This window comes from Mycolicibacterium arseniciresistens, assembly GCF_030519285.1.
In the GTDB taxonomy this organism is placed as follows: domain Bacteria; phylum Actinomycetota; class Actinomycetes; order Mycobacteriales; family Mycobacteriaceae; genus Mycobacterium; species Mycobacterium arseniciresistens.
The window spans coordinates 17,692-44,404 of sequence record NZ_JAUMSQ010000046.1; the positions used below are offsets into that span (position 1 = coordinate 17,692).

The 26,713-nt window shown below is 69.2% G+C and carries 27 protein-coding genes and 1 pseudogene; 10 read left to right on the forward strand and 18 right to left on the reverse strand.

What is annotated here, in order from left to right; genetic code table 11:
* Positions 1-61: 61 nt before the first annotated feature.
* The gene (pe, locus tag Q2100_RS09170; protein WP_264011470.1) at positions 62-1,234 is read left to right on the forward strand and encodes an acyltransferase PE; all 1,173 of its coding nucleotides are present in this window, start codon (positions 62-64) and stop codon (positions 1,232-1,234) included.
* Positions 1,235-1,238: 4 nt separating this feature from the next.
* On the opposite strand, the gene Q2100_RS09175 is transcribed toward pe, so the two are convergent.
* Positions 1,239-1,904 carry a GAP family protein gene (locus tag Q2100_RS09175; protein WP_302913797.1) on the reverse strand — a complete coding sequence of 222 codons (666 nt, stop codon included), beginning with the start codon at positions 1,902-1,904 and terminating at the stop codon, positions 1,239-1,241.
* Between the two features lie 164 nt (positions 1,905-2,068).
* Between Q2100_RS09175 and Q2100_RS09180 the strand changes: the two genes are divergently transcribed.
* Positions 2,069-2,554 carry a flavin reductase family protein gene (locus Q2100_RS09180; RefSeq protein WP_302913775.1) on the forward strand — a complete coding sequence of 162 codons (486 nt, stop codon included), beginning with the start codon at positions 2,069-2,071 and terminating at the stop codon, positions 2,552-2,554.
* Between the two features lie 6 nt (positions 2,555-2,560).
* On the opposite strand, the gene Q2100_RS09185 is transcribed toward Q2100_RS09180, so the two are convergent.
* The 5 genes from Q2100_RS09185 to Q2100_RS09205 all read right to left on the reverse strand — a co-directional run bounded on the left by Q2100_RS09185 (position 2,561) and on the right by Q2100_RS09205 (position 6,875).
* Entirely contained in the window at positions 2,561-2,716 is a 156-nt protein-coding gene (locus tag Q2100_RS09185; protein WP_264011468.1) for a hypothetical protein, read from the reverse strand.
* A gap of 143 nt (positions 2,717-2,859) precedes the next feature.
* Positions 2,860-3,612 (reverse strand): succinate dehydrogenase/fumarate reductase iron-sulfur subunit, encoded by a 753-nt coding sequence (locus Q2100_RS09190; protein WP_302913776.1) that lies wholly within the window; start codon positions 3,610-3,612, stop codon positions 2,860-2,862.
* A gap of 2 nt (positions 3,613-3,614) precedes the next feature.
* The gene (locus tag Q2100_RS09195) at positions 3,615-5,600 is read right to left on the reverse strand and encodes a fumarate reductase/succinate dehydrogenase flavoprotein subunit (protein WP_264011466.1); all 1,986 of its coding nucleotides are present in this window, start codon (positions 5,598-5,600) and stop codon (positions 3,615-3,617) included.
* A gap of 59 nt (positions 5,601-5,659) precedes the next feature.
* The gene (locus tag Q2100_RS09200) at positions 5,660-6,481 is read right to left on the reverse strand and encodes a succinate dehydrogenase subunit SdhC (RefSeq protein WP_264011465.1); all 822 of its coding nucleotides are present in this window, start codon (positions 6,479-6,481) and stop codon (positions 5,660-5,662) included.
* A gap of 97 nt (positions 6,482-6,578) precedes the next feature.
* The gene (locus tag Q2100_RS09205; RefSeq protein WP_269894590.1) at positions 6,579-6,875 is read right to left on the reverse strand and encodes an Rv0250c family protein; all 297 of its coding nucleotides are present in this window, start codon (positions 6,873-6,875) and stop codon (positions 6,579-6,581) included.
* 108 nt (positions 6,876-6,983) lie between these two features.
* On the opposite strand from Q2100_RS09205, the gene Q2100_RS09210 reads away from it, so the two are divergent.
* The 4 genes from Q2100_RS09210 (at position 6,984) to Q2100_RS09225 (ending at position 11,656) form a co-directional block, all read left to right on the forward strand.
* Positions 6,984-7,742: an isocitrate lyase/PEP mutase family protein gene (locus Q2100_RS09210; protein WP_302913777.1), complete on the forward strand. Its 759-nt coding sequence runs from the start codon at positions 6,984-6,986 to the stop codon at positions 7,740-7,742.
* Positions 7,743-7,926: 184 nt separating this feature from the next.
* Entirely contained in the window at positions 7,927-10,500 is a 2,574-nt protein-coding gene (nirB, locus tag Q2100_RS09215; protein ID WP_302913778.1) for a nitrite reductase large subunit NirB, read from the forward strand.
* Positions 10,497-10,892: a nitrite reductase small subunit NirD gene (gene nirD / locus Q2100_RS09220; protein WP_302913779.1), complete on the forward strand. Its 396-nt coding sequence runs from the start codon at positions 10,497-10,499 to the stop codon at positions 10,890-10,892. Before nirB ends, nirD begins: the two co-directional genes overlap by 4 nt.
* A gap of 35 nt (positions 10,893-10,927) precedes the next feature.
* Positions 10,928-11,656 (forward strand): ANTAR domain-containing protein, encoded by a 729-nt coding sequence (locus tag Q2100_RS09225; RefSeq protein WP_302913780.1) that lies wholly within the window; start codon positions 10,928-10,930, stop codon positions 11,654-11,656.
* Between the two features lie 16 nt (positions 11,657-11,672).
* Here the strand turns inward: Q2100_RS09225 and Q2100_RS09230 are convergent, their stop codons facing one another.
* The 9 genes from Q2100_RS09230 to Q2100_RS09270 form a co-directional block, all read right to left on the reverse strand.
* Positions 11,673-12,368 (reverse strand): sirohydrochlorin chelatase, encoded by a 696-nt coding sequence (locus Q2100_RS09230; RefSeq protein ID WP_302913781.1) that lies wholly within the window; start codon positions 12,366-12,368, stop codon positions 11,673-11,675.
* Entirely contained in the window at positions 12,365-13,513 is a 1,149-nt protein-coding gene (locus tag Q2100_RS09235; protein WP_302913782.1) for a uroporphyrinogen-III synthase, read from the reverse strand. Before Q2100_RS09235 ends, Q2100_RS09230 begins: the two co-directional genes overlap by 4 nt.
* 34 nt (positions 13,514-13,547) lie before the next feature.
* A complete protein-coding gene (locus Q2100_RS09240; protein WP_302913783.1) occupies positions 13,548-14,948 on the reverse strand; it encodes a nitrate/nitrite transporter in 1,401 nt (466 codons plus the stop codon).
* 106 nt (positions 14,949-15,054) lie between these two features.
* The gene (locus Q2100_RS09245) at positions 15,055-15,612 is read right to left on the reverse strand and encodes a GNAT family N-acetyltransferase (protein ID WP_302913784.1); all 558 of its coding nucleotides are present in this window, start codon (positions 15,610-15,612) and stop codon (positions 15,055-15,057) included.
* Positions 15,613-15,658: 46 nt separating this feature from the next.
* Positions 15,659-16,546, reverse strand: coding sequence for a 5-oxoprolinase/urea amidolyase family protein (locus Q2100_RS09250; protein ID WP_264011455.1), 888 nt, complete (start codon positions 16,544-16,546; stop codon positions 15,659-15,661).
* A gap of 10 nt (positions 16,547-16,556) precedes the next feature.
* Positions 16,557-17,228, reverse strand: a complete 672-nt coding sequence (locus Q2100_RS09255) for a 5-oxoprolinase subunit B family protein (RefSeq protein WP_302913785.1) — start codon at positions 17,226-17,228, stop codon at positions 16,557-16,559.
* A 74-nt stretch (positions 17,229-17,302) separates the two neighbouring features.
* Positions 17,303-17,983 carry a queuosine precursor transporter gene (locus Q2100_RS09260; RefSeq protein ID WP_302913786.1) on the reverse strand — a complete coding sequence of 227 codons (681 nt, stop codon included), beginning with the start codon at positions 17,981-17,983 and terminating at the stop codon, positions 17,303-17,305.
* Between the two features lie 12 nt (positions 17,984-17,995).
* Positions 17,996-18,949, reverse strand: coding sequence for an ABC transporter substrate-binding protein (locus tag Q2100_RS09265; RefSeq protein ID WP_302913787.1), 954 nt, complete (start codon positions 18,947-18,949; stop codon positions 17,996-17,998).
* Positions 18,950-18,965: 16 nt separating this feature from the next.
* Complete coding sequence (locus Q2100_RS09270; RefSeq protein WP_302913788.1) at positions 18,966-20,090, reverse strand: YeiH family protein; 1,125 nt, start codon at positions 20,088-20,090, stop codon at positions 18,966-18,968.
* Between the two features lie 450 nt (positions 20,091-20,540).
* Between Q2100_RS09270 and Q2100_RS09275 the strand changes: the two genes are divergently transcribed.
* The gene (locus Q2100_RS09275) at positions 20,541-20,990 is read left to right on the forward strand and encodes an STAS domain-containing protein (protein WP_302913789.1); all 450 of its coding nucleotides are present in this window, start codon (positions 20,541-20,543) and stop codon (positions 20,988-20,990) included.
* 12 nt (positions 20,991-21,002) lie between these two features.
* Here the strand turns inward: Q2100_RS09275 and Q2100_RS09280 are convergent, their stop codons facing one another.
* Together Q2100_RS09280 and Q2100_RS09285 are read right to left on the reverse strand one after the other, a co-directional pair.
* On the reverse strand, positions 21,003-21,800 hold the full coding sequence (locus Q2100_RS09280) for an SDR family oxidoreductase (RefSeq protein ID WP_302913790.1): 798 nt from the start codon (positions 21,798-21,800) through the stop codon (positions 21,003-21,005).
* Between the two features lie 170 nt (positions 21,801-21,970).
* A complete protein-coding gene (locus Q2100_RS09285; RefSeq protein WP_302913791.1) occupies positions 21,971-22,903 on the reverse strand; it encodes a LysR family transcriptional regulator in 933 nt (310 codons plus the stop codon).
* A 335-nt stretch (positions 22,904-23,238) separates the two neighbouring features.
* On the opposite strand from Q2100_RS09285, the gene Q2100_RS09290 reads away from it, so the two are divergent.
* Genes Q2100_RS09290 through Q2100_RS09300 form a run of 3 tightly spaced genes read left to right on the forward strand, consistent with a single transcriptional unit; the run spans position 23,239 to position 26,007 of the window.
* A complete protein-coding gene (locus tag Q2100_RS09290) occupies positions 23,239-24,168 on the forward strand; it encodes a TauD/TfdA dioxygenase family protein (protein ID WP_302913792.1) in 930 nt (309 codons plus the stop codon).
* Between the two features lie 25 nt (positions 24,169-24,193).
* On the forward strand, positions 24,194-25,210 hold the full coding sequence (locus Q2100_RS09295; RefSeq protein ID WP_302913793.1) for an aldo/keto reductase: 1,017 nt from the start codon (positions 24,194-24,196) through the stop codon (positions 25,208-25,210).
* Positions 25,210-26,007: an NADPH-dependent oxidoreductase gene (locus Q2100_RS09300; RefSeq protein ID WP_302913794.1), complete on the forward strand. Its 798-nt coding sequence runs from the start codon at positions 25,210-25,212 to the stop codon at positions 26,005-26,007. The genes Q2100_RS09295 and Q2100_RS09300 overlap by 1 nt, the downstream gene beginning before the upstream one ends.
* A gap of 22 nt (positions 26,008-26,029) precedes the next feature.
* Here Q2100_RS09300 and Q2100_RS09305 read toward each other — a convergent pair.
* Positions 26,030-26,713: pseudogene (locus Q2100_RS09305) on the reverse strand (nitrilotriacetate monooxygenase); the annotation flags it as partial.

Here is a 26,713-nt window from a genome sequence, read left to right on the forward strand (position 1 = left end):
CTGGGCGAATGGAAGACAAGGTAGGGTTCGGATCAGTGCACACGCAGAGGCGGGAGTGGTAATGCGGAGGCTTCTCGTCTCGGTCACTGCGTTGATGGCGGTAAGTGCCACAGGCGTTTTCGGCGGCACCGGTACCGCGGCGGCCGAAGAACCGCAGCCCGGCTGGACGGCCGATCGCGGGGCGCCCGACACCTCACCTTCGCCGCCGGGGATCGGGACGCCCGGCAAGGGCTACGCGCTCGGTGGCGCACACGTGCTGGGCATCCCGTACGACCAATACATCATGGACACCGGCAAGAAGTGGTTCCCCGACAACCAGGAACAGAAGCAGATCGTCCGCTACCCGGCGGGGCAGGTGCAGGGCCACACGCTCGAACGGTTCTTCCCGGGGATCGGCGCGGTCGGCGAGGAGATCCTGCCCGGTCTGGGTCTCGACGGTCCCAGCGTCGGTGAATCGGTCACCGTGGGGGCGCCGCACACCATCGCGACCATCAAGGCGGGCGGGCCGGGCACGGTGATGGGCCTGTCCGAGGGCGCGATGGTGCTCAACGAGGTGCAGGCGCAGCTCGCGAACGACCCGAATGCGCCACCGCGGGATCAGCTCAGCTTCGCGATGTTCGGCGACCCGGTGGGCAAGCACGCCTTCGGCGAGGGCTTCCTGACCCAGATGTTCCCGGTCGGCGCCGTCGTTCCGTCACTGGACTACCGCATCCCGGCGCCGGTCGAAAGTCAGTACGACACACACCAATTCATCTCGCCCTATGACAGCATCGCGGACTGGCCGGATCAGCCGGACAACAATTGGATGAGCGTGGTGAACGCGATCGCGGGTCTCGCGACCGGCCACACCGCCGTGGCGTTCACCGACCCGAGCAACATCAAGGTGCCGGAGCGCAACATCCGCACGACGGTCAACTCCAAGGGTGCGAAGACGACGTCGTACATGGTGCCCGAGCAGCATCTGCCGCTGGTGATGGCGTTCAAGTACCTCGGGGTCGACGAGCCGACGCTGAACAGGCTGGACAGTGTCCTGCTGCCCATGGTCGACGCCGGATACTCGCGCAACAACGATCCGGCGACCGCGCCGATCACGGTGGATCCGGTCAACGGCTACGACCCCGCGGAGGTCACCGCGCCGTCCACCGACGCATCGTTCGGCGGCGGCGGCACCGATCCGATCTCGCAGCTGCTGTCCGGTGCGCAGTTCGTGCTGAACAACCCGCCGAAGCCGTAGCGGCCTACAGTCCGGCGATCCCCGCGCCGACCAACACACAGCCGACCAGGGCGAGCAGGGCGGCGACGCCCAGGCGGCCGTGAGAGCGCAGCCAGTCGTACAGCGCCGCCAGCATGGCGCGGGTGCGGTCGGGGGCCACCACGTAGGCCAGCAGTGGGATCTCGACCAGCGCGAAAGCCACCACGTTGAACAACACCAGGGCACTGACCTGGACTGAGGCGGTGGCGCCGGAGGCGACGATGAGCGCCAGCGCCGCCACATAGTCGACGGACGGCAGCGCGATGCCGAGGCCCGCGACGCCCGCCGTCCACAGCGAACCGCCGGTGAGCAGCTGACGCGCCCGTGTCGCCAGCGGTCCCCGGAATCGGCCCGGCGCCCCGTCGTCGCGCCGGCCGCCCCACAGGCCGGCCGTCACCAGCGCCGCGTTGGCCAGCAGCAGGACGCCGATGGCGATCTGCACCCGGGGCAGGGTGAAGTGCGCGGAGCCCAGCGCGGGCCGAAGGACGAACAGCACCACCACGCCCACCGCAATGCCCATCGCGAACCCGCCGGTGAGGAAGGCGAGCAGCTGCAGGCCCGGCCGGGGCCGGTTGACCATCAGCACCGTCATACCGATCCGGAATGGTTCCAGGCTGACCGCTACGGCCATCATCAGCAGCGGTATCCACATGGTCGGCGTCACGTTACCGGCCGCGCGACGACTTCTCCCGCCCCCGTGATCCGCTGGGCGGCGGCGGTCGCGCGGGCTTGTGTTCACGGCGATCGCGACTGTGGTCGGCGCCGACGTCGACGGCCATCATGGACAGACGACCGCTGTGTGAAGATGGGAAGGACATGAGCGCCACAGACCTGAGTCCGGCCTTGCTGCGCGAAGCGTTCGGACACTTCCCGACCGGTGTCATCGCGATCGCCGCCGAGGTGGACGGCGCCCGGGTCGGACTGGCGGCCAGCACCTTCGTGCCGGTGTCGCTGGATCCGCCGCTGGTGTCGTTCTGCGTGCAGAACAGCTCGACCACCTGGCCGAAGCTCAAGGGCCTGCCGTCGTTGGGGATCAGCGTGCTGGGGGAGGCCCACGACGCCGCCGCCCGCACCCTGGCCGCCAAGACCGGTGACCGCTTCGCGGGCCTGCAGACCGTCTCGACCGCGACCGGTGCCGTCTTCATCGAGGGCACCAGCGTGTGGCTGGAGAGCGCCATCGAACAGCTGGTGACCGCCGGCGACCACACGATTGTCGTGCTCCGGGTCAACGACATCCGGGTGCACGACGACGTGGCGCCGATCGTGTTCCACCGCAGCGCCTTCCGGCGGCTGGGTGACTGATGCCCGTCAGGGGCGGGCGGCGAGTTCCTCGCGGTAGTGCTGGATCCGCTGCTCGATCTCGTCCGCGTCGCCGGGCCGGCCCTCTTTGCGTGCCAGCGCTGCGCGGGCGGACAGCTCGCGGATGGCGGTGCGAATGTCGTTGACGCTGTGGATCTGAGTCATGGACTGGCTGCCTTTCGTCGTTGATTGGCCGCTGTTGCCGAGGGTACGCCGATGAGTCCCCGGCGGTGGGCCGCGAAAGTGAAACGTGGGCGGAAATCCCTGAGGATTTCCGCCCACGTTTCACACTGGCGACGACTGCGCTGCTAACTCCGCCGGAACAGCTTGTTGCCCAGCCACACCACCGGGTCGTACTTGCGGTCGGCGACGCGCTCCTTCATCGGGATCAGCGCGTTGTCCGTGATCTTGATGTGCTCGGGGCACACCTCGGTGCAGCACTTGGTGATGTTGCAGTAGCCGAGGCCGTGCTCCTCCTGCGCCATGTTCTGACGGTCGGCGACGTCGAGGGGATGCATGTCGAGCTCGGCGATGCGCATCAGGAACCGCGGCCCGGCGAACGCCTCCTTATTCTCCTCGTGGTCGCGCACCACGTGACACACGTTCTGACACAGGAAGCACTCGATGCACTTGCGGAACTCCTGGCTGCGGTTCACGTCCTCCTGCTGCATCCGGTACTCACCGGGCTGCAGGTCCTTCGGCGGCGTGAACGCCGGGATCTCCCGGGCCTTCTCGTAGTTGAAGTTCACGTCGGTGACGAGGTCGCGCATCACCGGGAACGTCCGCAGGGGCGTCACGGTGACGGTCTCGTCCTCACCGAAGGTGGACATCCGGGTCATGCACAGAAGTCGCGGCCGGCCGTTGATCTCGGCCGAGCACGACCCGCACTTGCCCGCCTTGCAGTTCCAGCGCACGGCGAGGTCGGGGGTCTGGGTGGCCTGCAGGCGGTGGATGATGTCGAGCACCACCTCGCCCTCGTTCACCTCGACCTGGAAGTCGCGCAGCTCACCGCCGCTGACGTCGCCGCGCCAGACACGCAGGTTTGCGGTGTAGGCAGCCATGTCTAGCCCTTCCGTTCGGGATGCGCGGTGAGTTCACCGTCGGTGTAGTACTTCTCCAGCTCGGACAGTTCGAAGCAGCCGAGCAGGTCCTCACGCATCGGCACCTGCTCCTCGGCCTCCACCGTCACGCCCGGCACCATCTTGTCCACGGTCGCGACGTCGTCGGTGCGGCAGACCAGCAGCGTGTTGCGCCACTTGGAGTCCATCTCGGGATAGTCGTCGCGGGTGTGCCCGCCGCGGCTCTCCGTGCGCTGCATTGCCGCCTTGGCCACGCACTCGCTGACCAGCAGCATGTTGCGCATGTCGATGGCCAGGTGCCAGCCGGGGTTGAACGCCCGGCCGCCTTCGACGGTGACGTTCTGCACGCGGGCGCGCAGCTCGTCGAGCTTGTCGAGGGCGGACTGGATCTCGTCCTCCTTGCGGATGATGCCCACCAGGTCGTTCATCGACTCCTGCAGCTCGGCGTGCAGGGTGTACGGGTTCTCCGGATTCTCGTGGGTGTCGTACGGGGCCAGTGCCATCTTGATGGCCTCGTCGACCGCCTCCTGCGAAACCTTCGGCCGCTCGTCGGACAGGGCCCGCACGTAGTCCGCGGCGCCGAGACCGGCGCGACGGCCGAACACCAGCAGGTCCGACAGCGAGTTGCCGCCCAGACGGTTGGAGCCGTGCATGCCGCCGGAGCACTCACCGGCGGCGAACAGCCCGGCGGTGGCGGCGCCCCCGGTGTCCGGGTCGACCTCGATGCCGCCCATCACGTAGTGGCAGGTCGGTCCGACCTCCATCTCGTCCTTGGTGATGTCGACCTCGGCCAGCTCGATGAACTGGTGGTACATCGACGGCAGCCGCCGCTTAATCTCCTCGGTCGGCATGCGCGAGGCGATGTCGAGGTAGACGCCGCCGTGTGGCGTGCCGCGGCCCGCCTTCACCTCGGAGTTGATGGCACGGGCCACCTCGTCACGGGGCAGCAGGTCAGGGGTGCGGCGGGCCGAGTCGTTGTCCTTGAGCCACTGGTCGGCCTCTTCCTCGGACTCGGCGTACTGGCCCTTGAACACGTCCGGGATGTAGTCGAACATGAACCGCTTGCCCTCGGAGTTCTTCAGCACGCCGCCGTCGCCGCGCACGCCCTCGGTGACCAGGATGCCCTTGACGGACAGCGGCCAGACCATGCCGGTGGGGTGGAACTGGATGAACTCCATGTTGATCAGGCTCGAACCCGCCCGCAGTGCCAGCGCGTGGCCGTCACCGGTGTACTCCCACGAGTTCGACGACACCTTGAACGACTTGCCGATGCCGCCGGTCGCCAGCACCACGGCGGGCGCCTCGAACAGCACGAAGTTCCCGGTCTCGCGGTAGTAGCCGAACGCGCCGGCGATCCTGCCCTCGTTCTTGCCCTGCGCCCCGGTCGCCTCGTGCTCGGCGCTCGGATCGTCGCTCGGCCCCTTGTCCAGGACGAGGTCGGTGATGGAGCACTCGTGGAAGACCCGGATGCGGGCCTCGTAGTCACCGAGTTCGCGCTTGTCCTCCTGCTGCAGCGACACGATCTTCTGCTGCAGGGTGCGAATGATCTCCAGGCCGGTGCGGTCGCCGACGTGCGCGAGCCGCGGATAGGTGTGGCCACCGAAGTTGCGCTGGCTGATCCGGCCGTCCTTGGTGCGGTCGAACAGCGCGCCATAGGTCTCCAGCTCCCACACCCGGTCGGGCGCCTCCTGGGCGTGCAGCTCGGCCATCCGCCAGTTGTTCAGGAACTTGCCGCCGCGCATGGTGTCGGCGAAGTGGATCTGCCAGGTGTCCTTGGGGTTGGCGTTCTTCATCGCCGCCGCGCAGCCGCCTTCGGCCATCACGGTGTGCGCCTTGCCGAACAGCGACTTGGTCACCACGGCGACACGCAGGCCGCGCTCGCGGGCCTCGATCACCGCTCGCAGTCCTGCGCCACCGGCACCGATCACGACGACGTCGTACTCGTGCCGTTCCAGCTCGGCCTCAGCCATGTGTCCTCACTCGTCTTCCATGTCCTGTTGTCTCGAATTGCGCTGTCGGTCGGGTGATCTCAGCCGATGAACCTCAGGTCCGAGATCGTGCCGCTGGCCACCAGCATGACGTAGAAGTCGGTGAGCATCAGCGTGCCGAGGGTGATCCAGGCGTACAGCTTGTGCCGGGTGTTGAGCACGCTGACCTTCGTCCAGAGCCAGTAGCGCACAGGATGTTTCGAGAAGTGCTTGAGACGTCCGCCCACGACGTGGCGGCAGGAGTGGCAGGAGATCGTGTAGACCCACAGCATCACCACGTTGACCACGAGAATGATGTTGCCCAGGCCGAATCCGAAGCCGCTGGGCGAGTGGAAGGCGATGATCGCGTCGTAGGTGTTGATCACCGAGATCAGGGCCGCGATGTAGAAGAAGTAGCGGTGGGTGTTCTGGATGATCAGCGGGAAGCGGGTCTCGCCGGTGTACTTGGCGTGCGGTTCGGCGACGGCGCAGGCGGTTGGCGCCTGCCACACCGACCGGTAATAGGCGCCGCGGTAGTAGTAGCAGGTCAGCCGGAACAGCAGCAGGAACGGCAGCGACAGCAGCGCGTACGGGAAGATTGGCCAGTCCGGCACGAACTGCGGCCAGAAACCGCTCGCCTCGGGCAGGCAGCCGGTGCTGATGCACGGTGAGTAGAACGGCGTCAGGTAGTGGTACTCGGGGACGAAGTAGTCCCGCTGCAGGAACGCCCGCACCGTCGCGTAGATCACGAATGCGGCGAAACCCAGGTCGACGACGAGCGGTGACTGCCACCAGCGGTCGGTGCGCAGCGTGCGCTGCTTGATCTCCGCGCGTGTCGATGAGAAGACGCCGGTGCCGTCTCGGTCGGCGGTGGGTGCGCTCACTGTTGCCTTTCGCAGATCTGTCGAGGTCGACCAACCGGGCGGTTACCCGCGGCGGTGGGTTTCAAGCGGTGCGCGGGCAGATGTCACCAGCGCTGGCTCATCGGGTGCCGCCGAGACCCTCGTCGTCGACGCCGCGCCAGAAATCGGTGTCGTACTGGGTGTCGGGGATGGCGATCTTCTCTCCGATGTGGTGGTGGCGGCTCACCCCGCGACCGAGCTCGAGCTCCTCGGCGTCGATGTCGAGGCGGTCGACGTCGTTGAGGATGCGTTCGGCATCATTGACGATGCGACGCATCGCTGGCGAGTCGCCGTACTTCGACGCCAGCGAAGCGACGCATCGGCGCAGGCCGCCGATGAGTTCGTGCAGCTCGCTGAACTCGGTTGTGCTGGACAAGTGACCTCCTTGGGCTGAAGGGTGTCGTGAATCACATTACGCAATTGATGCTAGCCACATCACCGACTGCGGCGTGAGACAGATCACGTCAGATGGAGTGATTTCGTGGTGGACAAGCAAATTCTGAAGACCCGGGCGGACGCGCTGCTGGCGTTGCACCGCCCAGGTGACCCGGTCATCCTGCCGACGGTGTGGGACGCCTGGTCGGCGAAGCTGGCCGTGGACGCGGGGTTCGCGGCGCTGACCGTGGGCAGCCATCCGGTGGCCGACTCGGTCGGCAGGGCCGACAACGAGGGCATGACGTTCGATGAACTGCTGACCCGGGTCGCGCAGATCACCGAGGCCGTCGACGTGCCGGTGTCGGTGGACATCGAGTCCGGTTACGGGGAGGCGCCGACGCGGCTGATCGAGGGACTGCTCGGGGTGGGCGCGGTCGGACTCAACATCGAGGACACCGTGCACGCCGAGGGTGGCCGTCTGCGGTCGTCGGCCGACCACGCCGAACTCGTGGGCGCGCTGCGCAAGGCCGCCGACGACGCGGGTGTGCACGTCGTCGTGAACGCCCGCACGGACCTGTTCCTGCGCAAGGACGGCGATGACGCCGACCGCGTCGAACGGGCCGTCGCACGGTTGACCGAGGCCGCGCAGGCGGGCGCCGACGTGCTCTATCCGGTGGGCCGCCACGACGCGGACACGCTGCGCAGGCTCACCTCAGAGCTGCCGCTGCCGGTCAATGCGATCGGGCTGCCCGACGAGGACGACCCGGCGTCGTTCGGTCCGCTCGGCGTCGCCCGGATCAGCTTCGGGCCGTTCCTGCAGTTCGCGCTGGCCAAGCGGGCCAAGGAGTTGCTCGACCGCTGGAAGTGATCGCGCCCAGATAGCAGCCAGGGTCGTGAATCACTTGGATTCACGACCCTGGCTTCGCTTTCGCGGCTACTCGGGGCTGTCGGCGAAGCGGCTCACACCCCCGCCCCGCTGCCCGTGAGCACACCGTGATGGCAGCGTCACACAGGGCGACATTGCGGCAATATCGGCTCCCTAGCCTCGGGACATGCCGTCAACGAAGAACGTCGTGGTCGTCGGCCACGGCATGGTCGGACACCGGTTCGTCGAGGCCCTGAGGGCGCGCGACGAGGCAGGAACCTGGCAGGTCACCGTGGTGGCCGAGGAGGCCGACGCCGCCTACGACCGGGTCGGGCTGACCGCCTACACCGAACACTGGGACCGCACGCTGCTGGCGCTGCCCGGCAACGACTACGCCGGCGACGACCGCGTCACGCTGAAGCTGGGCAGCCCGGTCACCGCCATCGACCGGGACGCCAGGACGGTCACCACCGCCGACGGCGCCACGATCGGCTACGACGCCCTGGTGCTCGCGACGGGCTCCTACGCGTTCGTGCCGCCGGTGCCCGGCCGCGATCTGCCCGCCTGCCACGTGTACCGCACACTCGACGACCTCGACGCGATCCGCGCCGACGCCGTGCGGGCCCGCGAGACCGGCCGCACCCCGGTGGGTGTGGTGATCGGCGGCGGTCTGCTGGGCCTCGAGGCTGCCAACGCTCTGCGCGGTTTCGGCCTGGACGCCCATGTCGTGGAGCGCTCGCCGCGGTTGATGGCGCAGCAGCTCGACGAGGCGGGCGGCGCCCTGCTGGGCAGGATGATCACCGAGCTGGGCATCACGGTGCACACCGACGTCGGCACCGAGTCGATCAGGCCGGCGCAGCGCAACCGGCCGCTGAAGCGCTCCGCCGAGGACGACTCGATGCGGGTGGCGTTGAGCGACGGGAGCTTCATCGACGCCGCGGTGGTCATCTTCGCCGCAGGTGTGCGGCCGCGCGACGAACTGGCCCGCGACGCCGGGCTGGAGCTCGCCGAGCGCGGTGGCGTGCTGACCGACCTGTCCTGTGCCACCCGCGATCCCGCCATCTTCGCGATCGGCGAGGTGGCCGCCATCGAGGGCCGCTGCTACGGACTCGTCGGCCCCGGCTACACCAGCGCCGAGGTGGTCGCCGACCGACTGCTCGGCGGTGCGGCCGAGTTCCCGGAGGCCGACCTGTCCACCAAGCTCAAGCTGCTCGGCGTGGACGTGGCGAGCTTCGGCGACGCGATGGGCCGCACCCCGAAGTCCCTCGAGGTCGTCGTCAACGACGCGGTGAACCAGACCTACGCGAAGCTGGTGCTCTCCGACGACGCCAAGACGCTGCTCGGCGGGATCCTGGTCGGCGACGCGTCGGTCTACGGGGTGCTGCGGCCGATGGTCGGCGAAGAGCTGCCCGGCGACCCGATGGCCCTGATCGCACCGGCCGGAAGCGAGGGTGGCGCAGGTCAACTCGGTGTCGGCGCGCTGCCGCCTGCCGCGCAGATCTGCTCGTGCAACAACGTCACCAAGGGCGACATCAGCGGCGCCATCGCCGGCGGCTGCTGCGACGTCGCGGGGCTGAAGGCGTGCACCAAGGCGGGCACGTCGTGCGGGTCGTGCGTGCCGCTGCTCAAGCAGCTGCTGGAGGCCGAGGGCGTCGAGCAGTCCAAGGCGCTGTGCGAGCACTTCAGCCAGTCGCGCAGTGAGCTCTTCGAGATCGTCTCCGCGACCTCGATCCGCACCTTCACCGGCCTGATCGAACGCTTCGGCACCGGAAAGGGTTGCGACATCTGCAAACCCACGGTCGCCTCGATCCTGGCGTCGACGAGTTCCGACCACATCCTCGACGGCGAGCAGGCGTCGCTGCAGGACTCCAACGACCACTTCCTGGCCAACATCCAGAAGAACGGCAGCTACTCGGTGGTGCCGCGGGTGCCGGGCGGCGACATCACGCCCGAGCACCTGATCCTGATCGGTGAGATCGCCCGCGACTTCGGCCTTTACACCAAGATCACCGGCGGGCAGCGCATCGACATGTTCGGCGCCCGGGTCGATCAGCTGCCCGACATCTGGCGCAGGCTCGTCGAGGGCGGGATGGAGTCCGGGCAGGCCTACGGCAAGTCGCTGCGCACGGTGAAGAGCTGCGTGGGCAGCGACTGGTGCCGCTACGGCCAGCAGGACTCGGTGCAGATGGCCATCAACCTCGAACTCCGCTACCGCGGCTTGCGGTCCCCGCACAAGATCAAGATGGGCGTGTCGGGCTGTGCCCGCGAGTGCGCGGAGGCGCGCGGCAAAGACGTCGGCGTCATCGCCACCGAGACGGGATGGAACCTCTACGTCGGCGGCAACGGCGGCATGACACCCAAGCACGCGCAACTGCTCGCCGGAGACCTCGACGACGAGACCCTGGTGCGCTACATCGACCGGTTCCTGATGTTCTACATCCGCACGGCCGACCGGCTGCAGCGCACCGCGCCGTGGGTCGACGCGCTCGACGGCGGGATGGACCACCTGCGTGAGGTGGTCTGCGAGGACTCGCTGGGTCTGGCGGCCGAGTTCGAGGACGCCGTCGCCCGCCACGTCGACGGCTACGCCTGCGAATGGAAGGGCGTCCTCGAGGACCCGGACAAGCTGTCGCGATTCGTGTCGTTCGTCAACGCGCCGGACGTGCCCGACCCGACCGTCGAGTTCACCGAGAACGGCGGTCGCAAGGTGCCGGTGTCCATCGGAATGCCCACGATCAAGCCCATGCAGGAGACCACATGACGCTCATCGACGACCGCAGGGAACGCGATCCGCAGCATGACGCGGACTGGACGCCGGCCTGCCGGTACGACTACCTGATCCCGAACCGGGGCGTCGGCGTGCTGCTTGCCGACGGCTCCCAGGTCGCACTCTTCCGGCTGGACGACGGAACGCTGGCAGCCGTCGGCAACATCGACCCGTTCTCGGGCGCCGCGGTGATGTCGCGCGGCATTGTCGGCGACCGGGCCGGCCGCGCCACCGTGCAGTCCCCGATCAAGAAGCAGGCATTCGCGTTCGACGACGGCAGCTGCCTGGACGATCCGGCGGCGTCCCTGCCGGTGTACCGCGCCCGGATCACCGCAGACGGGTTCGTCGAGGTCGCACCGGCCTGGCGACGGTCGCGCCAAGTCTGACGTTTGCCTGCGCGCTGCGCGGGTACTTCCGCCGCATGTCGCCGGGTGGTGAATGCGTCGACGAACCTTCGCTGGAGCGCCGCGACATCGGCAGGCGCATCGATGACGCGATCGCGCTCATGGCCGACACCGGTCAGCGCCGCGCCAACACCGAGCGGCTGGGTGACATCACCATGCTGGCGGTGCGCCTGCTGCCGGCTGTCGACCACGCGGGCATCACCTGTATCGGGGAAGGCATCCTCATCCGGTCGATGGCCGCCACCGACGGCCATCCGCTCGTCCTGGACAACATCACCCGCCGCGTCTGCGAGGGCCCGAGTCTCAGTGCGGCCTACGACGGCCGGCCGTACCGCGCCGACGACCTGACCGACGACACCCGGTGGCCGGCGTTCGCCCGGCAGGCCATGGTGAGCACGCCGGTACGAGCGGTGGTGGCGGTTCCGGTGTGCCTCGGCGGCGAGGTCCGGGCGGCGCTGAACCTCTACGCGGACAACGCAGGCGGACTCGAGGACGGCCTCGAGGGAACCGCCGAACTGCTCGCGCGGCACATCGGGCTGCTGATGACGGGGCAGTCCCGTCGCGGGTCGGCCCGCAGGGACGTGATCAACCAGGCGAAGCTGCTGTTGATGGAGAAGTTCGGCGCCGACGTCGCGCAGGCGTACTCGTTGCTCGTGGCGATGGCCAAGGAGCAGCACGACTCGATCGAGTCGGTGGCCCGGCTACTCGTCGCGGGCGGCCCGCAGGACGCCGACAACGTCAACTGACATCCCCGGTCGAGCGCTACGCCGGAACCGTCGCCCGCGCCCGCCGGAACCGGCTGGCGATCAGGCGCACCAGCCCCGGGTGCGTGCCCAGCGGGGCGGTCACGACGTCGGCGCCGCTGGCGCGCAGTCGATCCTGGAACAGTCCCTCGGACAGCAGGTAGGACGCCACCACCACGCGGCGCCGGCCGCGCCGGCGCAGATCGGCGACCGCGTCGGCCACCCTCGGCTCGCCGGTGGCGGCGAAGGCCAGCTCGACGCGGGACCCGGTCAGCGCCGACAGCCACGTCGCGGTGGTGTGCAGGTCGCGTTGCGCCGCAGGGTCGGAGGTGCCCGCCGCAGCCAGCACCACCGAATCGCCATGCTGCCAACCTGATTCGATGAGGCGGTCGGCCAGCACACGGATCAGCTGCGGATCGGGCCCCAGCGCGTCGGTGACCGTCACGTCCGGATGGCCGCTGGCATGCACGTGTTCGGGGATGTCGACGCCGACGTGATAACCCCGCGACAGGAACGCGGGCACCACGAGTGCCGGTGCGTGGGGCAACCTCCGGAGGACCTCGGCCGGCGTGGGTCCCAGCACGTCGACGAACGCGACGTTCACCCGACGCCCCAGCGTCGCGGCGACCTGCTCGGCGATGTCACCCACCAGAGCGACACCACGCTGCTTGCGGGTGCCGTGCGCCACCAGCACCAGGTGGGCCGCGGGGTTCACCGGGCTGCCGCCATTCCCTCGTCGACCGCCAGCCGGTACCCGCGTTTCACCACGGTCGAGACGATGTGCTTGTCGCCCAACGCAGTTCGCAGTCGCAGCACGGCCGTCTCCACTGCGTGGGTGTCGGTGCCGCCGCCGGGCAGGGCGTCGAGCAGGTCGGTGCGCGACACCACGTCTCCGGGCCGGTGTGCCAGTGCGCGAATCGTCGCCATGGCGGCGGGCGAGAGTGACTTGACCACGCCGTCGACCATCACGCAGGTGCCGCGGATCTCCAGCACGTGCCCGGCGACCTTCACGGTGCGCGACTGCAGAAGTGGCAGCTCGTCGGTGATGTGGCGGGCCAGCGCACCCAGGCGCATCCGTTCCGGCGCGGAGGTGGGCACGCCGAGGCGCACCAGCGGTCGGGCGGTGACGGGTCCGACGCACATCGCGTGCACGTCGGTGCGCAGCGCCGACAGCACCCGGTCGGCGATGCCCAGTTCGGTGGCCCGCATGAGCACCGAGGCCACCGCGGGGGCGGAGGTGAAGCTGACGGCGTCGAACTTCTCGTCGGCGATGCCCGCCACCAACTGGTCGAACTCGCCGTCGCGGGGAGCCGGGTACCAGCGGTACACCATGATCGGCACCACCTCGGCGCCGGCGGCTCGCAACTCGTCGAGGAACTCGGGGAAGGGGTCCCAGTCGTTGGTGGCGCCGTGCAGCTGCACGGCGATGCGCATGCCGGCGATGCCGCCCTCGACCAGGTAGTGCACCAGTTCGCGGGAGGATTCCGACTCCGGGGACCACTCCTCGGGCAGTCCTGCCGCGCGCAGCGCCCCGGTGGCCTTGGGTCCGCGGGAGACGATGCGGGCCTTGCCGAGCGAGGCGATGAGCTCGCTCGCCAGCCCCCACCCGTCGGCGGCCGCGACCCAGCCGCGGAATCCGATGCCGGTGGTGGCGATGACGATGTCCGGCGGTACGTCGATCAGCGCCTCGGTGTGCGAGCGCAGCTCGTCGTCGTCGGGCAGCGGCACCATCGTGATGGCGGCCGCACTCGTCACGGTGGCGCCCCGCCGCCGCAGTAGCGTGGCCAGTTCGTCGGCTCGGCGGGCGGAGGTCACCGCTACCCGGAAGCCGGTGAGCGGCGCCCAGTCAGGCTCACTCATGCTCTCTGTCTATTCAGCTCGTGTTTCGGGACGGTTACCCGGCCATTGCCGAGGTATGTCGCTCGTCGCGATCCGTGGTGATCTCGGCCATGCCGGGACGCCGCACGTAGCGCGCCCAGGTGACCACGGAGGCCACCACGTAGAACACCGCGAAGATCCAGAACGCCGAGGTCGCCGACCCACTGCTGAGGTAGGACTGGCGCAGCGCGAGGTTGATGCCCACCCCGCCCAGCGCGCCGACCGCGCCGGCGAAGCCGATCAGCGCGCCCGACATCGCCCGTGACCAGTTCACCCGGTCGGCTTCGCTGAGATCGAGCGACCGGCTCCTGGCGTCGAAGATCGACGGGATCATCTTGTACACCGACCCGTTGCCGACTCCCGACAGCAGGAACAGTGCGATGAAGCCGACGACATAGCCCGCCATGGTGGTCGCGGTGGCCGCGCCGGCGCTGTGGTCGTCCATCGTGCTGATCGCCACCAGCAGCCCGGCGGCCAGGATCATCCCGGCGAACACCGCCAGGGTGACCCGTCCGCCGCCGATGCGGTCGGCGAGCTTGCCGCCGTAGACCCGCGACAGCGAGCCGAGCAGCGGGCCGACGAACGCGATCTGCGCGGCGTGCAGCGAGGCCTCCGCCGGCGACTGCCCGCCCTCGGCGAAGTTGATCTGGAGCACCTGGCCGAACGCGAAGGCGAAACCGATGAACGAGCCGAAGGTGCCGATGTAGAGCAGCGAGATCACCCAGGTGTCACGTTCGCGCAGAATGTCTTTCATCGCGGTGAAGTCGATCTTGTGTTGCTCGAGGTTGTCCATGTACCTGGCGGCGCCGATGCCGGCGATCGCCAGCGCCACCAGGTAGACCGCGCACACCCAGTACGGCTGGCGGTTGCCTGCGGCGGCGATGACGAGCAGGCCCACCAGCTGGATCATCGGCACGCCGATGTTGCCGCCGCCTGCGTTGAGCCCGAGCGCCCAGCCCTTGAGCCGCTGGGGGTAGAACGCGTTGATGTTGGTCATCGAGGAGGCGAAGTTGCCGCCGCCGAAACCGGCCAGCGCCGCGCACAGCAGGTAGGGCCACAGCGGAAGGCCGGGATTGGCCAGCAGCAGCATCGTGCCGACTGTGGGGATCAGCAGCACGAATGCGGAGAACACCGTCCAGTTGCGGCCGCCGAACGTCGAGGTGGCCAGCGTGTAGGGGATGCGCAGGCAGGCGCCGACGAGGGTGGCGGTGGCGCCGAGCAGGAATTTGTCGCCGGCCGAGAAGCCGTAGACGCTCTCGGGCATGAACAGCACCATCACCGACCAGATGGACCAGATCGAGAAGCCGATGTGCTCGGCGGCGACGGACCAGATCAGGTTGCGGCGGGCGATGTGCTTGTTGCCGGCCTCCCAGGCGACGACGTCCTCGGGATCCCAGTCGGTGATGCGATGCGGCATGGCGCACACGCTAGGAACACTGCGTTACCCGAAAGCGCTCCGTGATGACTCGTGCGTGAAATTCCACTCACCCAGGGGGTTCGGGCCCTGTGAGGTCACCCCGGGCTCACCAGACGTCGCCGGCGCGCCAGTCGCAGGTCAGGTCGGCGGAGCGGTCCAGTTCGACGGACACCGGGAGTACGAACACGCCGTCGTCGTCATCGGGCGTGCGGACGGTCCCGGTCGGCGTCAGGGCCGACGTCTGGCCCTGCCACGGCAGCCAGCCGCGCGAGACGTACATGTCGCGGGCCAAGTCCGAGGAACCCAGCGCGCCGACCTGGTAGGCGCCCCGGATCACCTGCTCGACGGCGTCCATCACCGCGCTGCCCAGCCCGCGACCCCGCCAGTCCTCGTGCACCGCGACCGCTTCGACGTAACCGCAGCGCAGCGGGGTGTCGCGGTAGATGAGCCTGCGCTGCACCACTGCGCCGTGGGCGACGATCGCGCCGTGGTGCCAGATGAGGGCGTGCATCCCGCCGAGCGCGTGTTCCCAGTCGTCGTCGTCGAAGTCACCGTCCGGATCGCCGCGGAAGGCGTCCACGACCATGCGATGGGCGCGGTCGCGCGTCTCGGCGTCGAGGTCGGCGGTGTGGACCAGGCGTGCGGTGTGGACCACGGTGTGCACACAGTTGTTCTACCAGGATGCGCGCCGGCGCACACGGGTCAGCGGTTCACCCGGCGCCGAACGGCAGGCGTGGCCGCGCCCAGTGCAGCCGCAGGGTCTGGCCCGGCCGGATCTGCGCGAGTTTGTCGATGTCGTCGCCACACACCACGCCGATCACGGGGTAGCCACCCGTCACCGGATGGTCGGGTCCGAGGATGACGGGAAAACCGTTGGGCGGCACCTGGATCGAACCACGGGTCGCGCCCTCGCTGGGCAGCTGGCGGTCGGTGTTGCGGTACTCGAGCGGCATGCCGACGAGCCGGATCCCCACCCGGTCGCTGTGTTTGGTGACCTGCCAGTTGGTGCGCACCAGCACGTCGGGGTTGGTGAACCAGTCGTCACGCGGGCCGGGCACGACCCTCAGTTCGAGCACGTCGTCGTCGATCGCGGCGACCGGCGCCTGGTCCAGCTCGGGGAAGTCGGCGGTGTGCTCGCCGACCGGCAGCACGTCGCCGGGTCGCAGCGGGGTCGGTCCGATCGCCGACATCACGTCGTAGCTCCGGGAGCCAAGCACGGGCGTGACGTCGATGCCGCCGCGCACGGCGAGGTAGCTGCGCAGGCCGCAGTACGGGACGCCCAGCGAGATCACGTCGCCGTCGTGCGCATAGTGAATGCTGTTGGTGCCGAACGGCTTGCCGTTCACCGACGGGTCGGCGTCGGCGCCCGTCACCGCGATGGCGACGTCGCCGCCGTGCACCCTGGCGGTGAGGCCGCCGAGGGTGATCTCGACGGTCGCCCGGTCGTTCGGGTTGGCCACCAGGCGGTTGGCCAGGGTGTGGGAGCGGCGGTCGGCGGCTCCGGAGCGCGACACGCCCAGGTGGGACATGCCGGGCCGGCCCAGGTCCTCGACCAGTGCCAGCGGCCCTGTTCGCAGGATTTCCAGCGTGGTGGTCATCGCGTGCCTCCTAGTCGACGGACCGGAACTCGACCCACTTGCCCGGCGTCAGCAGGGCGGGTTCGTCGCGGTCGATGTCCCAGAGCGCGGCCTGACCCTCGGCGGTGCGGCCGATCAACTGCCAGCCGCCGGGGGACTGGCGCGGGTAGACGCCGCTGAACTCGCCGGCCAGGCCGACCGACCCGGCGGGCACCTTGGTCCGTGGCTCGCTCCGGCGCGGTACGTGCAGCCGGTCGTCCCCGCCGACGAGGTAGGCGAATCCCGGCGCGAAACCGCTGAAGCCGACACGCCACAGCGTGCCGGTGTGGGCCGCCACCACCGCAGCGGTGTCGAGCCCGGTCAGGCGCGCCACCTCCTCGAGATCGGGGCCGTCGTAGACGACGTCGATGAGGACGTCGGCCCGCCGGTCGGCAGCGTCGGCTGCCACCTCCGACCGGTCCGGCTGGAGTGTTGCGAGGCGTTGCCGGGTGGGGGCCTGGTACCGCGGCCCCGCGAGCGTGACCAGCACGGTGCGTGCGCCGGGGACGACGTCGAGGACACCGGGCAGATCGGCGTGGTGGATCGCGGCGGCCCACGCCAAAACCTCAGAGATATCGTCGAAGTCAAGTAAAAGTGCTCGATCGCCATAGTCGTGCACGGTGCCGATGGCCATCCGCTGATATGACTCTGCTGCCACTGTCATTTGCACAAGCTACCGCCGAGTAGTGTCTCGCGGGCGAACTTTGTACAAGTTGCCAGAAGAGCCTTAACGCTCGCTCATACGGCCGGCTGGTAGGTCGGCTCGCGGCGCTTGATGGCGGCGATGACGCGGTAGGTGACGGGCAGCAGCGCCGCCTCGACCGCGGTCTTGTACAGCCAGCCGAGCGCCGCGTACACGGCGAAGGAACTCATGTTGCCGAACCCGATGATCGGCGCCGCGATCGCACAGAACACCAGGGTGTCGCAGAACTGGCCCACCACCGTCGAGCCGAGCAGCCGGGCCCACAGGTGGCTCTCCTTGGTGCGCTGCTTGATCCAGACGACGAGGTAGGCGTTGACCATCTGCCCGGCGAGGAATCCGCCGAGGCCGGCGATCGCCAGTCCGGTGATCGACGCGACGGTGCTGGCCAGCGCGTCCTGGTTGGCGTAGTCGGGGGCGGCGGGCAGCCGCACCGTGAGCCACAGCACCAGTACGGCCAGGGCCTGCATCGCGAAGCCGACGAACACCGCGCGGCGCGCCGCACGGAAGCCGTACACCTCGCTGAGCACGTCGCCGATGACGTAGGTGAGGGGGAAGACGAGGAAGCCCCCGTCGGTGAGCAGCGGTCCGAACGCCACCCCCTTGGTGGCGGCCACGTTCGAGATCAGCACCAGTCCGGTGAAGACGGCCAGCAGCGTCGGGTAGTAGGCCGAGCCGATGCTGGCGGAACCGCGGTGGTCGAGATCGGTGCTGGTCACCCGAACAGTGTCTCAGGACAGTGCGGCCGCCAGCCGCGGTGGGAGCTGGTCGGCGACCAGCGGGTAGGACAGCGGGGAGGCGAACGCGATGGCGCCTGCGAGTTCCCGCCCGGTGAAGACGTGGCGGTTGCGTGACGTCGCCGACAGCCCCGCGACCGCGGGGTCGGCCAGCAGGGCGGCCTGTTCCTCGTCGCTCTCGGTGGTCCAGATCAGCACGTCCGCGGCGTCGAGAACGGACGCCATCTGGTCGCGCGGGATCAGGGCGGGCACGTCGGGGACGGTGAATCCGAGTGCGGTGAGGAACTCGGTGCGCCAGCCGGGCACCGTGGCCTGCGCGCTGTCGCGGTACAGCGTGCCGCGCAGCAGGATGGCCTTCTTGCCGCCGAACTCGGGATTGTTCTGCCCCGCGGCGGTGAACTTCTCGTCGACCGCGCCGATCTGGCCGGCCATGTCGTCGGCCTTGAAGACGGCTTGGCCGATGACGGTGGCCTGCTCCTTCCACGGCTCGAAGAATGCGGCCGGTCCGGACTGCGCGATGGTCGGTGCGATCTCGGACAGCCGGGTGTAGGTGTCTGCGTCGAGCCCGGCGTTGGTGGCCACGATGAGGTCGGGCTTCAGTGCCGCGATCGGCTCGATCTGCAGGCCGTCGGCGAGGCTGAGCACCACGGGCTGGGCGGCGCCGAGCCGGGGCCGGGCCCACGGCCAGACGGCGAACGGTTCCGCACCGAACCACTCGGTCACCGCGACGGGCACCACGCCGAGGGCGAGCAGGTCGTCCTGTTCGGTGAGGCCCGCGCTGACGACGCGGGTGGGCGGGGCCGGGATGCGGGTCTCGCCGAAGGCGTGGGTGACGGTGACGGACCCGTCCTTCGCGACGGTGCCCGGTTTGTCGGAGCCGCACGCGGCCACCAGTGTCGCGACCCCGGCGGAGGCCAGGAAGCCGCGCCTCGACCAGGCCGTGCGCACCGGCCGAGCCTAACCGCTAGCCGACCTCGAAGTTGCCGAACAACACCAGCGCAAGGCCGAGCGCGACGACGATGTTCACCACGGTGGCCGAGGCGAACACCGCGACCGGCCGCCATCCGGCTTCCCGCAGCCCCTTCAGCGAGAACTCCAGGCCGATCGCGACGAACGCGAAGATCAGGAACCAGGTCCGCAGATCGTTGACCGTGGTGATGGCGGCCTTGTCGCCGCCCCACTGCAGGTACAGCGTGCCGATCACCGACGCGGCGATGAAGCCGAGCACGAACTTGGGGAACCGCTCCCAGAACTGGCCGATGGTGGGCCGGGCGTCCTCGGCGCTGCGCCGTTCGACCTTGAGTGCGAAGTAGGCGGTCAGGGCGATCGCGACGATGCCGATGAGCGCGTTCTGTGTGGTCTTGACGATGGTGGCGATCTGCAACGCGTCCTCGCCGGCGATCGCACCGGAGGCCGCCACCGCGGCCGTGGTGTCGATGTTGCCGCCGATCCATGCGCCTGCGACGGCGTCGGACAGCCCGAACTCGCCGGCCAGCCAGGGCAGCAGGAAGATCGACGGCAGCGCGAAGGCGATGACCAGCGATGCGGCGTAGGCGAGTTGCTCGCGCTTGGCCTGCACCGCACCCGCCGCCGCGATCGCCGCGCTGACCCCGCAGATCGACACGGCCGATGCGAGCAGTGCCCGCAGCTTGTCCTCCAGCCCGAGCCGGCCGCCGAGCCACCAGGTGAAGCCGAAGACGATCGAGATCAGCAGCAGGGCCTGGATGATGGCCGGGCCCGCGGCGGTGACGAGGAGTTTGAGGTTGATCGACGCGCCGAGCAGTACCAGCCCGGTCTTGATGAAGAACTCGGTGCGGAACCCGGCCGACAGCGCGTCACGGAGTGCCAGCCTGCTCAGCACCGCATTGCCCAGCAGGCCGAATGCGATGGCGTACACCGGGAATTCGATGGACTTGGCGACACGCTCGAACGGAGTCCCGTCCGCCCACTGCGGCACCTGCGCCTCGAAGAAGCGGGTCAGGGCGCCCAGCGCCAGCACCACGAGCACACCGGCGACGGCGTAGCCGATGCCGCGGTTGTCGCGGCGTTCCTCGCCCGCGTACTCCTCCTCGGTGGCCTGCTCGGTCACGGGATCACGCTGCCCGGGATCGCGCCGGCGAGCACGAGCGCGAGCAGCGCCAGGCCGACGATGACGGCGAGCCAGTCCTCATTCATGGGTTGGCAACCTACCTGTGCGCCGGGCGGTCGACACCGGTTGCGATCAGCGCGAATCCAACCCAGCGGCGTGAACGGCGCCGCGGTAGCCAGATCGCGAAGCGGATCGTGGTCGGACAGGTCAGTGAGCGAACGATCAGACCGGTGACGTCGGCGGCGGATATCCTCAATGACGTTGTGGCACAGACCTGGACACCACCGCAGCTGGATTCCTGCGCCATCCGGTCAGCCTGCCTGTGCCCCCGCGTTCGGCTAAATTGACGTCGGGGAAAGCGCCACCTATGGTCAGCACCGGGTTGGCCCCCACCTCACGACCCGCTGTCGTGCCGTGTGAGACATCGACGAGTGGTCAGGAGGCTCCTGGGTGAGTATCGACGGTGCGATGAGAACGGGTCCGATACTTCGGCGGCGACAGGCACACGTGCTCTGCTGCGGCGGTGCGCGGATCGAGACCCAGGCGTCGAGTCCTGCGGTCGTCGTGAAGCTGGCGGGCTGGGTCGACGCGTCGAATCTCGATCAGGTCGCCGCGACTCTGCGCAGGTTCACCTCCATGCGCACTCCGCTGATACTCGATCTGACCAGGCTCGAGTTCCTCGGGGTCTCGGCATTCCGGGCGCTGTTCGCGGTCGCCGACACGTACTGCGAGACCGGGTTGCAGTGCGTGATCGTCGATGGTCCGGCGCTGCGGCCCTACACGAACTTGGGTGCGCAGAGCCGGTCGGTACCGATCGTGGATTCCGCTGAATCGGCGCACTCACGGGTGACGCCGCCGTGCCGGCCGCCTGTTGTCGCGCGTGACCGCACCCGCTGCTGAGCCGGCTCCACCTCAGGAGCCCGCCAGCCGCTTGTTCACCAGCCGCGTCAGCCACGCCGGCGAGAACCGTGCGCCGGTGGCGAGCACCTTGGTCTGCGAACCGACGGCGTAGTGCACCTGGTGGATCGCCCGCCGCAGCAGCGGTGGTTCGACGGCCTCGACGATGGAGTCGGCGATGTCCTGGGCGGTGAGCCGGATGCCGAGTGACCGGGTGGTGCCGGTGGTGACGTCGTCGGTCATCGCGGTCTGCACGTAAAGCGGCCACATCGCGATCACCCGGATGCCGTAGCGGTTCCATTCCAGGTCGAGCGCCTCGGTCAGGCCGCGGACGAAGAACTTGGTGGCGCTGTAGTTGGCGAGTTCGGCCTGACCGTAGATCGCCGAGGCCGACGCGAGGTTGACGACCGTCGCCCCCGGCGTGAAGCGCAGGTGCGGGAATGCCGCGTGCAGGCCGTTGACGACGCCCTTGGCGTTGATGTCGATCTCTTTGAGATGACGCGCGACGTCGATGTCCTCGAAGCGCCCGGCCGCCATCACCCCGGCGTTGTTGATCAGCACGTCGAGCCGTCCGCCGGCGGCGACGACGAACTCCTCCACCCGCTGCGCCATCTCGTCGGGGTCGGTGACGTCGAGGTGACCGGTCACGACGGTGCCGCCGCGACCGCCGATCTCGTCGGCCAGCGCCTTGAGGCCCGTCTCGTCGACGTCGTAGCCACCGACGGTGTACCCGCGGGCGGCGAACGTCAGCGCTGTGGTGCGTCCGATTCCCGCCGCGGCGCCGGTGATGAACACGGCCTTGTTGGTGCGCATACGAGATTGTGGCCCATGGGGGGCGTTCGCAGACGTCCAACCGTCGCCGTACAAGGGCCTGGAGCCCTTCTTCTCGGTGCTAGGGAGAACCGATCGGATGGGCTCCAGGTCACTTCCGACGTTACGCCGCCATGGGGCGGTTCACCAGGAATTTCGCGTTGAATTGACGGTCACGACGCGGCGCCGAGCTCGGCCGGGGCAGCGCTGGGCAGGGCGGCGGCGGCGACCGATCGCAGCGCGCGCAGGACGGCCGAGACGTTCGGGTCGTATTGCCTGCCGTTGCGGACGACTGCGCTGATGGTGCGTCCACCAAGATCGAGGTCGGCGACGACGAGCGGCTGTAGCGGCACCGGTACCGACAGCGCGGGCACCACCGCGGAAGCCGTCCCGGTCGCGGCCAGGTCGCAGATGTTCTGGGCGCCGACGAGCCGATGCTCCACGTGTGGGGTGAAACCGGCCGACTCGCACGCGCGCCGCAGCGCGGCGTCGAGTCCGGAATCCCGCGGCCCGCTCACCCATGGGCCGTCGGCGAGTGCCGCCAGCCCGCCGGTGCGGATCCTGGTGTGATCTTCACAGGCCGCCAGCAGCACGAGTGGCTCGAACAGCAGTGCCTCGGTGACGAGTCCACCGGGAATCTGCTGACCGACGGAGTCGTAGTGGCAGGTGATGGCGACGTCGATCTCGCCCTGGCGTAGCAGGCGCAGCGCGGCGTCGCTGTCTTGCTGCTGCACCTGCACGGCCAACTCGGGTTCTTCGGCACTGATCCGCTGCATCATCGGTGCGGCCAGCGTCGGGATGCCCATGTTGAATGCGGCGACCGCGACGTGGCCGGAGACGCGGTCACGGCTCGCGGCGACCGCACTCATGGCCTCGTCCACCGCGGCCACCACCCGCCGGACGTGCTCGGCCAGCACCTGACCGCTGCGGGTCAACCCCAGGGTGCGGCCGTCCCGTCGGAACAGGGTCGCACCGGCTTCCTCTTCGAGCACCCGGAGTTGTTGTGAGACGGCAGAACTGGTGATGTGACGACGTTCGGCGACAGCGGCCACCGTGCCGAGGTCGGCGAGGTCGTTCAACAGCATCATCCGGCGTAGGTCGAGCATCGGGGACCTCGTAGCGGTGAAGGGGCGGCTGGACAGGGCGGAGTCAGCGACAACACCGCGCCGACGCGGAGCCGTTGCGGCGGTCGTTCACCGAGGTCACGCATGTCATGGTGGCAGACGTCGGGGCCCGGCACCGGCGCGCTTCCCGCCGTCTGGGCCGCCCGACGCCCTGGGCTGGGATTTCGGCGCGACGGCGCAAGAATCAGTGTGGTCGAAACTTCTCGGTGTTCACGCCTGGGGCGCCCCCCACGGCGCCCGCCGGATTAAGAACTGCTGCAGGTAATCCGTAGCCGTTCCGCCTTGTTCCGACACGGCCGGATGCGCACGCTCGGATGATGACCGAACTGAAGGAGACCGGAATCGGTCTCGACATCGTCCCGCTCGCCGGATACATCGGCGCAGAGATCAGCGGCGTCAACCTGCGTGAGCCCCTCGACCCCGGCGTCGTCGACGAGATCCGCGGCGCCCTGCACACCTACAAGGTGATCTTCTTCCGCGACCAGGAGATCGGGCACGCCGAGCAGATCGCGTTCGCCCGGCTGTTCGGCAAGGTGACCCCGGCGCACCCGCACGAGGAGGAGCCGCCCCAGGGTTTCCCCGAGATCCTGCCGATCGACAGCCGCCGCTACGAACGGCACCTCGGCCGCAAGCGGACGTCGTACGACAACAGCTGGCACACCGACGTCACGGCGCTGGTGAATCCGCCCGCCGCCTCGATTCTGCGGGCGCACATCCTACCGCCCTACGGTGGCGACACCGCGTGGACCAATCTCGTTGCAGCGTATGAAAACCTGCCTGCCGAGCTGCGTGACCTCGTCGACCGGCTCGACATCAAGCACCAGTTCAGCCCGCGGGCTGTGGCGGGTAGCCAGCGGGACCGCAAGGTTCGCGAGGCCAACCTCGTCGCCTACCACCCCGCCGTCCGGGTGCACCCCGTGACCGGTGAGCGGGCGCTGTTCGTCAGTCCGGGCTTCACCCGCGGCGCCCGGGAGATCCGCGGGTTCTCCCCCTCGCAGAGCGAGGCGCTGCTGGCGCTGCTGTGGCAGGAGGCGACCCGCACCGAGTACACCGTCCGATTCCGTTGGGCGCCGGGCAGTGTCGCCTTCTGGGACAACCGGGCGACCGCGCACCTGGCCATCGCCGACGCCGGACACCTCGATTACGACCGGGTTCTCTACCGCGTCACGCTCGAAGGTGACGTGCCGCGAGGCGTGGACGGCCGCGAGTCCGAACTGGTCTCCGGCGCACCCTTCTACGGATCCTGACAACCTCGAACGGACGGACGACCACATGACCGCGACACTCACCACCCGCCGCCTCGGCGCCGACGGACCGCAGGTCTCGGCGATCGGCCTCGGCTTCATGAGCTTTCGCACCTCGGCCGGCGTTGAGGACGAGAAGCAGGCCAGGGATCTGGTCGACGCCGCGATCGACCTCGGCGTCACTCTGTTCGACACCGCCGACGTGTACGGCCCAGAGTTCAGCGAGACCCTGCTCGGCCGGGCCATCCGCGGCAGACGCGGTTCGTTGACCATCGCGACGAAGTTCGGCAACGCCCTGGATCGGGACACCAATCCCAATGCCCGCCCGATCGACGGCAGGCCCGAGTACGTCCGCAGCGCCATCGACGGCTCGCTGCGACGGCTGGGCGTCGACCACGTCGACCTGTACTACCTGCACCGGGTGGACCCGGCCGTGCCCATCGAGGACACCGTCGGCGCACTGAAGGAACTTGTCGAGGCCGGCAAGATCCGCCACATCGGGCTGTCCGAACCCGGGCCCGAGACCCTTCGCCGGGCGCACGCTGTCCATCCGATCGCGGCGCTGCAGAACGAGTGGTCAATCTTCACCCGGGACATCGAAGACGGCATCGTCGATCTTGCAAGGGAACTCGGCATCGGCATCGTGCCCTACTCGCCGTTGGGCCGTGGCTGGCTGACCGGCCGGGTCCGCAGCCGCGACGACGTCAGCGGTGTCCAGTTGCGCCATCCCCGGTTCGCCGCGGACGCGTTCGAGGACAACCTGACGCTCGCCGGGACCGTCGCCGCGGTCGCCGCCGAGATCGGGGTGCAGCCCGGGCAGGTCGCACTCGCATGGCTGCTCGCCCGCGGCGAGGACGTGGTGCCGATCCCCGGCACCCGCCACGTCGAGTACCTGCGCGAGAACGTCGGTGCGGTCGGCGTCGAGCTCACCGCGGAGCAGTTGGGCCGGCTCGACACCATCGCGTCGCGCGTCGCCGGGCACCGGTCCATCCGGCCGGAGAACCTCGGCACCGAGGCGCCCGCCGTTCAGGGCGTCGGCCGCTAGTGAGCATCACCGCCAGGTACGGGGACCCCGAGCTCACACTGGGCGTCGTCAACGAGACACTGGCGGTGCAGCTCGCGCACCGCTCGGTGCGAAAGTTCCTCCCCGACCCTGTCACCGACGACGAGCTGACGGCGCTGGTCGCGGCTGCGCAGTCGGCGCCCACGTCGTCGAACCTGCAGCCGTGGAGCGTGATCGCGGTCCGCGATCCGCAGCGAAAGGCGCGGCTGGCGGTGCTGGCGAACAACCAGCGGTTCATCGACGAGGCCCCGCTGTTCCTGGTGTGGGTCGCCGATCTGGGGCGGGCACGCCGGATCGCGCAGCGTGCCGGTGCGCCACTGGATGGTGCGGATTACCTGGAGACCACCGTCATCGGCTTCGTCGACACTGCGCTTGCCGCACAGAACGCCGCCGTCGCCGCCGAGTCACTGGGTCTTGGAACGGTTTTCGTCGGGGCCGTCCGCAACCGTCCGGAGGAGGTGGCGGCGGAGCTCGGCCTGCCGCCGCACGCGGTGGCGGCGTTCGGCCTGGCGGTCGGGACCGCAGACCCGGCGGAGGAGGCAGCGGTGAAACCGCGTCTGCCACAGGGCGCCGTGCTGCACCGGGAGCGCTACGACGCGGAATCCGCCGACTCCCATGTGCCCGGATATGATTCGACGCTCGCCGCCTACAACCTGCGGTACGGCCTGCCGGGCGACTGGAGCGGCCGGGTGCTCAGCCGCCTCGCAGGACCGCAGTCACTGTCCGGCAGGCACCGGCTGCGCGGATACCTCGAGCGCCTCGGCCTGCCGTCGCACTGACCTGGCCACCCGAGCGTGTGCCTCAGCCGACCGCTCGCTGAGGTGTCGCGGTCGCGGGCGCCGCCACCCCGGTGAACCGCTCGCGCAGTGTCGACTCGGTGTAGGCGGTGCGGAACAATCCCCGCGCCCGCAGCAGCGGCACCACCTCGTCGACGAAGACCTCGAGGCCGTCGGGGAAGACGTCCGGCATGAGGTTGAACCCGTCGGCGGCTCCGGCCAGGAACCACCGCTCGATGGTGTCGGCGACGTCGACCGGGGTGCCGACGATCACCCGGTGCCCTGCACCGCTGAATTCGCGGATGGCCTGCCGCAGTGTCAACCGCTGGGAGTCGATGAGCCGCACCACCGATTCACGGAATCCCAGTGAGCCGCCGAACGTCGCGGGATCGCCGACCGGCGCCAGGATGCGGGCGGGCACCGGGGCGTCGAGGTCCAGGCTTGACAGATCCTCGCCGAGCGTCTGCGACAGCCGGTCGAGGTCGTGCCCGTCGGGCAGCAGTGCGTTCTGCTCGTCGTACCGGCGCTCGGCCTCGGCATGGCTGCTGCCGATCGTGGTGATCAAGCCGGGCAGGATCCGCACCGCGCCACGCGGACGGCCGTGCGCCGCGGCCACATCCTGCACATGCCGGTAGTGCTCGATGCCCGCGCCGAGGTCGAGTTCGGCGCTGAACACCGCGTCGGCGGCGCGGCCGGCCAGCGCGCGTCC

Bases quoted from the DNA above. Each gene is read 5' to 3' on its own strand.
- pe (WP_264011470.1), top strand. From the start codon at position 62: ATGCGGAGGCTTCTCGTCTCGGTCACTGCGTTGATGGCGGTAAGTGCC.
- Q2100_RS09175 (WP_302913797.1), bottom strand. From the start codon at position 1,904: ATGTGGATACCGCTGCTGATGATGGCCGTAGCGGTCAGCCTGGAACCA.
- Q2100_RS09180 (WP_302913775.1), top strand. From the start codon at position 2,069: ATGAGCGCCACAGACCTGAGTCCGGCCTTGCTGCGCGAAGCGTTCGGA.
- Q2100_RS09185 (WP_264011468.1), bottom strand. From the start codon at position 2,716: ATGACTCAGATCCACAGCGTCAACGACATTCGCACCGCCATCCGCGAG.
- Q2100_RS09190 (WP_302913776.1), bottom strand. From the start codon at position 3,612: ATGGCTGCCTACACCGCAAACCTGCGTGTCTGGCGCGGCGACGTCAGC.
- Q2100_RS09195 (WP_264011466.1), bottom strand. From the start codon at position 5,600: ATGGCTGAGGCCGAGCTGGAACGGCACGAGTACGACGTCGTCGTGATC.
- nirB (WP_302913778.1), top strand. From the start codon at position 7,927: ATGCCGTCAACGAAGAACGTCGTGGTCGTCGGCCACGGCATGGTCGGA.
- nirD (WP_302913779.1), top strand. From the start codon at position 10,497: ATGACGCTCATCGACGACCGCAGGGAACGCGATCCGCAGCATGACGCG.
- Q2100_RS09225 (WP_302913780.1), top strand. From the start codon at position 10,928: ATGTCGCCGGGTGGTGAATGCGTCGACGAACCTTCGCTGGAGCGCCGC.
- Q2100_RS09235 (WP_302913782.1), bottom strand. From the start codon at position 13,513: ATGAGTGAGCCTGACTGGGCGCCGCTCACCGGCTTCCGGGTAGCGGTG.
- Q2100_RS09240 (WP_302913783.1), bottom strand. From the start codon at position 14,948: ATGCCGCATCGCATCACCGACTGGGATCCCGAGGACGTCGTCGCCTGG.
- Q2100_RS09250 (WP_264011455.1), bottom strand. From the start codon at position 16,546: ATGACCACCACGCTGGAAATCCTGCGAACAGGGCCGCTGGCACTGGTC.
- Q2100_RS09255 (WP_302913785.1), bottom strand. From the start codon at position 17,228: ATGACAGTGGCAGCAGAGTCATATCAGCGGATGGCCATCGGCACCGTG.
- Q2100_RS09280 (WP_302913790.1), bottom strand. From the start codon at position 21,800: ATGCGCACCAACAAGGCCGTGTTCATCACCGGCGCCGCGGCGGGAATC.
- Q2100_RS09285 (WP_302913791.1), bottom strand. From the start codon at position 22,903: ATGCTCGACCTACGCCGGATGATGCTGTTGAACGACCTCGCCGACCTC.
- Q2100_RS09290 (WP_302913792.1), top strand. From the start codon at position 23,239: ATGACCGAACTGAAGGAGACCGGAATCGGTCTCGACATCGTCCCGCTC.
- Q2100_RS09295 (WP_302913793.1), top strand. From the start codon at position 24,194: ATGACCGCGACACTCACCACCCGCCGCCTCGGCGCCGACGGACCGCAG.